General features: G+C 70.1%; 8 protein-coding genes and 1 pseudogene. 5 read left to right on the top strand and 4 right to left on the bottom strand.

Annotated features, from left to right (window positions below; all coding sequences use genetic code 11):
• Both ABIS05_RS07360 and ABIS05_RS07355 read left to right on the top strand, forming a co-directional pair.
• Window positions 1-1,580 (top strand): FdhF/YdeP family oxidoreductase (locus ABIS05_RS07360; protein ID WP_348011537.1); only part of this gene is annotated, 1,580 nt, incomplete at its 5' end.
• Window positions 1,546-1,770: a hypothetical protein gene (locus tag ABIS05_RS07355; protein ID WP_348011536.1), complete on the top strand. Its 225-nt coding sequence runs from the start codon at window positions 1,546-1,548 to the stop codon at window positions 1,768-1,770. The genes ABIS05_RS07360 and ABIS05_RS07355, both read left to right, overlap by 35 nt.
• Here the strand turns inward: ABIS05_RS07355 and ABIS05_RS07350 are convergent.
• Entirely contained in the window at window positions 1,767-2,165 is a 399-nt protein-coding gene (locus ABIS05_RS07350; protein WP_348011535.1) for a DUF3597 domain-containing protein, read from the bottom strand. The two genes, ABIS05_RS07355 and ABIS05_RS07350, sit on opposite strands and share 4 nt — an antisense overlap.
• A 166-nt stretch (window positions 2,166-2,331) precedes the next feature.
• On the opposite strand from ABIS05_RS07350, the gene ABIS05_RS07345 reads away from it, so the two are divergent.
• Complete coding sequence (locus ABIS05_RS07345; RefSeq protein WP_348011534.1) at window positions 2,332-3,372, top strand: DMT family transporter; 1,041 nt, start codon at window positions 2,332-2,334, stop codon at window positions 3,370-3,372.
• A complete protein-coding gene (locus ABIS05_RS07340) occupies window positions 3,347-3,994 on the top strand; it encodes a glutathione S-transferase family protein (protein WP_348011533.1) in 648 nt (215 codons plus the stop codon). Before ABIS05_RS07345 ends, ABIS05_RS07340 begins: the two co-directional genes overlap by 26 nt.
• Before the next feature lie 22 nt (window positions 3,995-4,016).
• Here the strand turns inward: ABIS05_RS07340 and ABIS05_RS07335 are convergent, their stop codons facing one another.
• The 3 genes from ABIS05_RS07335 to ABIS05_RS07325 form a co-directional block, all read right to left on the bottom strand.
• Window positions 4,017-4,898, bottom strand: a complete 882-nt coding sequence (locus tag ABIS05_RS07335) for a hypothetical protein (protein WP_348011532.1) — start codon at window positions 4,896-4,898, stop codon at window positions 4,017-4,019.
• A gap of 43 nt (window positions 4,899-4,941) precedes the next feature.
• Window positions 4,942-6,135 (bottom strand): alpha-hydroxy-acid oxidizing protein, encoded by a 1,194-nt coding sequence (locus ABIS05_RS07330; RefSeq protein ID WP_348011538.1) that lies wholly within the window; start codon window positions 6,133-6,135, stop codon window positions 4,942-4,944.
• A gap of 145 nt (window positions 6,136-6,280) precedes the next feature.
• The gene (locus ABIS05_RS07325) at window positions 6,281-7,822 is read right to left on the bottom strand and encodes a Do family serine endopeptidase (RefSeq protein WP_348011531.1); all 1,542 of its coding nucleotides are present in this window, start codon (window positions 7,820-7,822) and stop codon (window positions 6,281-6,283) included.
• A gap of 100 nt (window positions 7,823-7,922) precedes the next feature.
• Between ABIS05_RS07325 and ABIS05_RS07320 the strand changes: the two are divergent.
• Window positions 7,923-8,303: pseudogene (locus tag ABIS05_RS07320) on the top strand (SDR family oxidoreductase); the annotation flags it as partial.
• Between the last annotated feature and the right edge of the window lie 31 nt (window positions 8,304-8,334).

Genomic DNA, 8,334 nt, shown 5'->3' with positions numbered 1-8,334 from the left:
GCTTCAACCCGCTGCGCGAGCGGGGCCTGGAGCGCTTTGCCGACCCGCAGAACGCGCTGGAGATGGCCACGCTGGGCGACTCGCCGATCAGCAGCCACTACTTCCAGCTCAAGGTGGGCGGGGACTTCGCGCTGCTCAAGGGCATGTGCAAGCGCGTCGTGGAACTGGGCGCGCTGGACGAGACCTTCATCGCCGAGCACACGACCGGCTTCGAGGCCTTCATCGCCGAGCTGCGCGAGCAGGCCTGGGAGCCGCTCGTGGAAGCCTCGGGCCTGACCCGCGCGCAGATCGAGCAGGCCGCCGACATCTACGCCACCAGCGAGCGCGTCATCGCCTGCTGGGACATGGGCATCACGCAGCACCGGCATTCGGTGGCGACCATCCAGATGATCGTCAACCTGCTGCTGCTGCGCGGCAACCTGGGCCGGCCCGGTGCCGGCGCCTGCCCGGTGCGCGGCCACAGCAATGTGCAGGGTGACCGCACGATGGGCATCTACGAGAAGCCGACCGCTGCCTTTCTCGACAAGCTCGGCGAGGTCTTCGGCTTCGAGCCGCCGCGCGAGCCGGGGTTTGACACGATCGGCGCCATCGAAGCCATGCTGGACGGGCGCGGCAAGGTCTTCATCGCCTTGGGCGGCAACTTCGCCGCCGCCACGCCCGACACCGCCGCCACCTGGCGTGCGCTGAAGCAGTGCAGGCTGACCGTGCACATCACGACCAAGTTCAACCGCAGCCACGTCGTGCGTGGCAAGAAGGCGTTAGTGCTGCCCGTGCTGGGCCGCACCGAGATCGACGTGCAGGCCACGGGGGCGCAGGGCGTCACGGTGGAGGACTCGATGAGCATGGTGCACCTGTCCGCCGGCATGAACGCGCCGGCCTCGGAGCATCTGCTGTCCGAGCCCATGCTCGTCGCGCGCCTGGCCGCCGCCACGTTGGCGAACAGTCGCACGCCCTGGCTTCAACTCGCCGGCAACTACGCCGCCATCCGCGACAGGATCGAGGCGGTGCTGCCCGACTTCGCCGGCTTCAACGAGAAGCTCAAGACGCCCGGCGGATTCCGGCTGCGTAACACAGCAAGCGAGCGCGTCTGGGCCACGGCCTCGGGCCGCGCGCAGTTCAGCACGCATGCGATGCCGACCGACCTCGCCGTCGAGCGCGCCGCCGAGCGGCATCGTGACGTTCGCGTCTTCGCGCTGACGACGCTGCGCTCGCACGACCAGTACAACACCACCATCTACGGGCTGGATGACCGCTACCGCGGCGTGCACGGCCACCGCCGCGTCGTCTTCATTCACGCCGAGGACATCAAGGACTTGGGGCTGAAAGCCGGCGACTGGGTCGACATCACCAGTCTCTACGTCGACGACGCGAACGGCGACGTGCAGCAGCGCCGAGCCGAGCGCTTCCTGCTCGTCGCCTACGACATCCCGCGCGGCTGCCTGGCCAGCTATTACCCCGAGACCAACCCGCTGGTGCCGCTGCAGAGCTTCTCGATTGGCGCACGCACGCCGACGAGCAAGTCCATCCCGATCATGCTGTCTGCCCATGTCGCCCGAGCTGCTGCTGCGCACGCTGCATGAGTTGGCACCGGGCGGCGAGCCGGTCGCGCTGACCCGGCTGGCCAAGCAGTTGGATCAGCGCGTGAGCGTGCTGCTGCGCGAGTTCACCGCGCTCAGCGACGCCAGCGTCGGCGGCGTGACCGGGCCGGGCCTGGTGCGGCTGGCCTGTGACGACGCCGGGCGCTGGACGGTCGCGCTCGTGCAGCTTTAGAGCAGCTCCGCCGGCACCTTGCCGCCGTTGTCGGCGAGCTTTTGCAGCACGGTCTTGTGCAGCCACATATTCATTTGCGCGGAGTCGCCCATCTTGTCGGCGGGGCAATGCAGTTCGGTCGCCAGCTCCTTGCGCGAGGCCAGGCTGCTGTCCAGGCCGAGCAGCTTCATCAGGTCGACGATGGAGACGCGCCAGTTCAGCTTCTCGGGATTGGCGCTGGCCAGTTGCTCCAGCTTGGCCGTCACGTCCACGGCCGAGATGGCCGGGGTTGCTGCGGGCGCAACCGCTGCTGAGGGCGCCGGCTGTGCGGGGGTTGCAGTCGTGGTTGCAGGGGCGGCCGGAGTGTCGGTGTGGCCGAAGCCGAGTTTGGCGAGGATGCTGCTGAAAATGCTCATGGGATTCCTTTGCTGATGGATGCCTGGCTCCGTAGCGGGTGCTGTCGGCAGGCCGCGTGAGCGTACCCCTGCGCCTGGCTTGGGAAGGGGCCGCGTCCGGCGCCGTTTGGCTGACACTGCCGGCCATGGGACTCCTTAGCCGCCTTTCCTCCATCGCCCCCCGCGCATGAACCGCCCAGCCTTGCGTGGCGCCGCCCTGGCCTTGCTGGCGGCTGCGCTGTTCGGTCTGAGCACGCCGCTGGTGCAGCGCGCCGGGGCCGGCTGCGGGCCGTGGGCGACGGCGGCGCTGCTCTACGCGGGCGCGGCGCTGATGGGGGCGCTGTCACGCCGGCCGGTGGAACGCGAGGCGCGCGTCGTGCGTGGCGACTTGCCGCGCCTGCTGGCGATGGCGCTGTTCGGCGCGGCCCTCGGCCCGGCGGCGCTGGCATGGGGGCTGCAGCGCAGCAGCGCCACGGGGGCGTCGCTGCTATTGACGCTGGAGGCCTTGTTCACCGCGCTGCTGGCCGCTGTGCTGTACCGGGAGCAACTGGACCGCCGCGTGCGTGCCGCGCTCGGCCTGCTGCTGGCCGGTGGCGCCGTGCTCGTGCTGGACCAGGGCTGGGGCGGCGGCGGGCAGCTCGCCGGCCTGCTCGCCGTGCTGGCCGCCACGCTGGCCTGGGGCGTGGACAACACGCTGTCGCGCGGTGTGGCCGAGCGCGACCCGAGCCAGGTCGTCGCGGTCAAGGCTTCGCTCGGCGTCGCGCTGACCGTGCTCGTGGCGTGGCTGGCGGGCGAAGGCCCGCCCACCGCAGCGTCGGCCCTCGCGCTGTTCGCCATCGGCGCCCTCGGCTACGGCCTGAGCCTGCGCTTTTACCTGCTGGCCCAGCGCGCCTTTGGCGCCGCGCGCACTGGCTCCGTGTTCGCCTTCGCGCCCTTCATCGGCGCCGTCGCCGCGCTGGCGCTGGGCGACCGCTCGCCCGGCTGGCCCATGCTGGTCGCCGGCGGGTTGATGCTGGCCGGCGTGGCCCTGCACCTGGCCGAGTCCCACGGCCACGAGCACGCGCACGAGCCGCTGGATCATGAACATGCCCATCGCCACGACGACGGTCACCACGGGCACGCCCACGACCCCCTGCCGGCCGGCGAGCACAGCCACCGGCATCATCATTCGCCCACCCGGCACAGCCACCCGCATGTGCCCGATGTCCATCACCAACATCCGCACTGACACCGCCATGAAGCTCCTCGGCCGCCTCGCCTCCATCAACGTCCGCAAGGTCATGTGGACCGCCGCCTTGCTCGACCTGCACCTCGACCGCGAGGACTGGGGTCCGGGCTTTCGCTCGCCCAAGGAGCCGGAGTACCTGGCGCTGAACCCTAACGGCCTGATCCCCGTGCTCATCGACGGCGATTTCGTGCTGTGGGAGAGCAACACCATCTGCCGCTACCTCGCCAGCAGGCAGGGCGCCACGGCGCTGCTGCCCAACGAGCCACATGCGCGGGCGAAGGTCGAGCAGTGGATGGACTGGCAGGGTGGCGACCTGAACAACAGCTGGCGTGTGGCCTTCATGGCGCTGGTGCGCGGGCAGGCCGCGACGCCCGAGGCCATCGAGCAAAGCATCGCGAGCTGGAACCGCCACATGGGCATGCTGGACGCGCAGCTCGCGCGCACCGGCGCCTACGTGACCGGCGACGAGTTCACGCTGGCCGACGTCGTGCTGGGCTTGTCGGCGCAGCGCTGGAAGAACGCGCCCATCGAGCGGACCGAACTGCCGGCGGTGGAGGCCTGGCTGCAGCGGCTGGGCACGCGGCCGGGGTTCGCGGAGTACGTGGGCAACGGCATGCCTTGAACGGCACCGCTTGTGCGGGCCGTCAGGGCTGGCCGGCGTTGATGCGCGCCACGATCCGCTGCCCGGCCAGCTGCGCCGCTGCCTGTTGCTCGGCCGTCGGCGGGGTCTTGAAGCGGATGCTTCTGCTCAGCATCACCCCGTTCAGATTGAACTCGCCCGGTTTCGTCTGGGCAGCCAACTGATTCAAGGCGGCGACAAAGCCGAGCCTCTCCGCGTCGCTCAGCCCCCAGGCTTCGTCTGCCTCAACGGCAGCGGACAAGCCCATCGTGCCGGCGGCCACGGCGTCGCGCCGCAGCGCATCGGCAACCTCCTGGCGCTGGGCCGGGGCCAGACCGGCGGGAGAGACGGCGGCTGCATAGGCCTGGGCGGCCAGCGGCACACCGGCGCGCATCGCTCGTGCGGACAGCTCGGGCAGCATGCCGCGGTGTTGCGCGGTCACGGTCTGGCAGCGCCGCGCCTCGGCGTCGGCCTCCACCATCAGCTGGGTCGTCATTTCCGGCACGACGCCCTGGTTGCGCGCTTGCTCGAAGCTGGCGCGGCGAGCTTCGTTCGAGGCGCATTGCCGCAGCCATTGCACCGCCTCCCAGGCCGCCTTCGCGTCATTGCCGGCCAGGGCGCGCTCAATGTAGGGGCCGTAGCCTTCGGAGCCGACGCGCGGTAAAGAGGGCGGCGCAGCGGCCAGCGACCCGGCGGCTGGCCTGGTGATGGAGCCAGGACCGGAGGCCTGCACCGCTGCGGGCGCATCCACCTGTGCCGTGCCGGGCAGCGACGGCTGCGGGACCGCCGCCCCGGCCGGCGTCACCGGTGCCAGTGCGTCGGCCGCACGCAGCGCGCGATAGAGGCCGGCACCGCCTGCAGCAAGCCCGACAACGGCGGCGAGCAGGCTCCAGCGTAGAGGCGTCATGGTTGTGCAAACGGCAGGGCGACTCGCCTTCGTGCGCCGGGGATCAAACCAGCAGCGTCTTCTTCACGTCTTCCACGGTTTCAGCACCGGCCAGCTGCATCACCATGTGCAGTTCCTTGTTCAGCAGATCGAGCACCGACTGCACGCCTTTCCATCCGCCCAGCGCCAGCCCGTAGTAGGCCGGCCGACCCAGGCCGACGATGTCGGCGCCGGACGCGAGCGCCTTGAAGACGTCCTGCCCACGCCGGATGCCGCCGTCCAGGATGATGGGTACCCTGCGATCAACGGCTTTGGCGATGGCGGGCAACACGGTGAAGGTCGCGGGGCCGCCATCGAGCTGCCGGCCACCATGGTTGCTGACCTGGATCGCCGCCGCGCCGGCACGGATCGCCAGCAACGCGTCATCGGGGCTGGAGATGCCTTTGACGATGACCGGCAGGCCCGTCTCCTTGATGACGAACTCGACGGACCTGGCGTCGATCCTGAGCGCGAAGTCCGCGTTCAGCGCATGCACGTCGCCGCCGCCGGTCCCAGAGACCAGGTTGCCGAACGGCAGTGGAAAGGTGAAGTTGTTGCGGGCGTCGGCCTCGCGGTTGCCCGTGGCCGTCGAATCCACCGTCAGCACGATCGCCTTGTATCCCGCGGCCTTGGCGCGGCGCAGCAGCTCGCGGTTCACGCCCTCATCCTTTTGCAGGTACAGCTGAAACCACTTGGGCGCAGAAGACACGCTGGCCACCTGCTCCATCGACAGCGTCGAGACGGTGCTCAGCGCCATGATGGTGTCGGCTGCGGCGGCCCCCATGGCCATGCCGGCCTCGGCCGTCACGTGGGCCAGGCCTTGCCCGCCCATCGGGCAGACCACCACCGGCGAGGCGATGCGGATGCCGAGGATCTCCGCATGCAGGTCGACGGCTCCTTTGCCGGTGAGCACGCGAGGCATGATCTGCCGGCGCTCGAAGGCGAGCCGGTTCTCACGCAACGTCCATTCGTCACCGGCGCCGCCGGCGATGTAGTCGAAGCCTCCCTTGGGAAGGATCTGGGCGGCCTGCTTTTCGATCTCCAGCAAGTCGTTGAGCTTCAGCGCCCGCACTGCGGAGCCTGCCTTGTACCCGCCGGTGTAAGCCACTTTGGGCGTCTGGGCAGCCCAGGCCGAAGCGACAAGGCCCGTGCTTGACGAGGCCGCGAGCGCTGAACCGAGTGCCGCTGACTTCAGGAAATTCCGACGTGAGTCGTGCATCACGATGTTGTCCTTTCAGGTCTCAGGCCGCACAGGTTATGAGGCCTGGCCGAAGGTTCAGCGGATGGCTCCCGGGTCAATGTGTCGAGATGCGTCCGGTCGTGGGGCTTGCGCGGGCAAGGGCCGGCGGGTGCCGGCCGGGCGGTCACCCAAGCCGCACCGGCACAAAGATCTGCTGCCCGTACCGCGCCACCAGCAACGCCACCTGCTTCGGGCTGCTCTTCAGCGCCGCGCGCACCTGCTCGATGTCCTGCACCGGCTTGCCGTTCAGCGCCAGCAGCACGTCGCCGGGTTGCACGCCGGCCAGTTGCGCCGGGCCGGTCACGCGTTCGATCAGCAGGCCGTGGTCCAGCCCCGAGCCGCGCAGCTCCTGGCGCTCCAGCGGGCGCAGCGCCAGGCCCAGCGAGCCACCTTCGGGCGCGGCGCTGGCCTCCTGCTCGGCCTTGTCGGCGCGGCCGAGGGCCACGGTTTCGTTGACGCGGCTCTTGTCACGCCACAGCTCCAACTTGAGCTTGTCGCCCGGCCGCGCCAGGCCCACGCGGCTGGAGATGTCGCCCGCCACGCGCACCGGCTCGCCGTCGATGCCGGTGATCACGTCACCCGCCTTCAGCCCCGCCTTGGCCGCCGCACTGCCCGGCTGCACGCTGGACACCAGCGCACCGTCCGGCGCCTCCAGCCCGAAGGACGCGGCCAGTGGTGCCGACAGGTCCTGCAGCGTCACACCCAGCCGCGCGTGCTCCACCTTGCCGTGGGCAACGATCTGGTCCTTCACCTTCAGCGCTACGTCCACGGGAATAGAGAAGGCCAGGCCCTGGAAGCCGCCGCTCTGCGAGTAGATCTGCGCGTTCACGCCCACCACGCGGCCCGACGCATCGAACAGCGGGCCGCCCGAGTTGCCGGGGTTCACGGCCGCGTCGGTCTGGATGAAGGGCACCACGCTTTCGCCCGGCAGCGAGCGGCCCTTGGCGCTGACGATGCCCTGCGTGGCCGTCTGCTCGAAGCCGTAGGGCGCGCCGATGGCCAGCACGTAGTCGCCCACCTGCACCTGCTTCGCGTCGCCCAACTGCACGGTCGGCAGGCCGGTGGCATCGAGCTTGAGCACGGCGATGTCGGTGGCCGGGTCGCTGCCCAGCACCTTGGCCGCGAACTCGCGCCGGTCGCTGAGCTTGACCGTCACCTGCTTGGCGTCGCGCACCACGTGGGCATTGGTCAGCACGATGCCGTCGCTGCTGATGATGAAGCCCGAGCCCTGACCGCGGAAGGGCTGGGCGCCGGGGTTCATCTGTTGCGGCATGCGCATGCCGGGCACGCCGCGGAAGAAGCGGAAGAACGGGTCTTCATCACCACGCGCGGCCGGCGCCTCGTCTGCATCTTCGGCGCCTACCTTGTGCATACCGGCCACGGTGATGCCCACGACAGCTGGGCCTTGCGTCTGCACGATGGCGCGGTAGTTGGGCACTTGGGCGGCGGGCAGCGCGATGGCGGGCGCCGCTGCGGTGGGCACGGCCAGGGTCGCGGTGGTGGGCGCCGCGCTGCCGGCCGTGGCGTCGGCGCTCGCGGCTGCCGGGGTGGGCGCCTTGTGAAAGCCGGGCAGCGTCCAGCCCGAAGCCGTGGTGGTCAACGTCACACCGGCAGCCAACAGCGCAGCGGCCGTGGCAGTCAGCGTCATCTTGGCGGTCTGGGTCATCGAGAACTCTCCTGTCGGGTCGGGCTGCGGCGCAGCCGATGCCGTGGACTCTAGGGAGGGCGGGTGAGGGCTGGGTGAGGGGAAGGTGAGGTCAAAGTTAGGGCGTTGCCTCAACATCTCCGCCAAGACGGCCGTTACCGGTCAGGGCGGCACCAGCGGCTACACGGCGGCCAAGGGTGCGCTGCCCTCACTCACCCGCGAATGGGCCGCCGCACTGCGCAACGACGGCATCCGCATCCACGCCGTCATCCCGGCCGAAGTCATGAGGCCGCTGTATCAGCAGTAGCTGGACGGCTTCGCCGACCCCGCGGCTCAGTTTGCCGACATTGCCCGACGCATTCCGCTGGGGCAGCGCTTGACGACAGCCGAGGAGATTGCCGACACGGCCGCCTTCCTGCTGTCCGAACGGGCCGGGCATACGACGGGGCAGTGGATGTTCGTGGACGGCGGCTACACGCATCCGGACCGCGCGGTGGGTTGAGGCGACCGCGCGGAGGCCCAGCCAAGAACGG

Origin of the sequence: Roseateles sp. (assembly GCF_039929605.1) — a bacterium.
In the GTDB taxonomy this organism is placed as follows: domain Bacteria; phylum Pseudomonadota; class Gammaproteobacteria; order Burkholderiales; family Burkholderiaceae_C; genus Pelomonas.
Note: the sequence above shows the minus strand (reverse complement) of the source record. Positions and strands in the feature narration are given on the sequence as shown.

Coding starts and splice junctions, on each gene's coding strand:
- ABIS05_RS07350 (WP_348011535.1), bottom strand. CDS start 2,165: ATGAGCATTTTCAGCAGCATCCTCGCCAAACTCGGCTTCGGCCACACC.
- ABIS05_RS07325 (WP_348011531.1), bottom strand. CDS start 7,822: ATGACCCAGACCGCCAAGATGACGCTGACTGCCACGGCCGCTGCGCTG.
- ABIS05_RS07355 (WP_348011536.1), top strand. CDS start 1,546: ATGTCGCCCGAGCTGCTGCTGCGCACGCTGCATGAGTTGGCACCGGGC.
- ABIS05_RS07345 (WP_348011534.1), top strand. CDS start 2,332: ATGAACCGCCCAGCCTTGCGTGGCGCCGCCCTGGCCTTGCTGGCGGCT.
- ABIS05_RS07330 (WP_348011538.1), bottom strand. CDS start 6,135: ATGCACGACTCACGTCGGAATTTCCTGAAGTCAGCGGCACTCGGTTCA.
- ABIS05_RS07335 (WP_348011532.1), bottom strand. CDS start 4,898: ATGACGCCTCTACGCTGGAGCCTGCTCGCCGCCGTTGTCGGGCTTGCT.
- ABIS05_RS07340 (WP_348011533.1), top strand. CDS start 3,347: ATGTCCATCACCAACATCCGCACTGACACCGCCATGAAGCTCCTCGGC.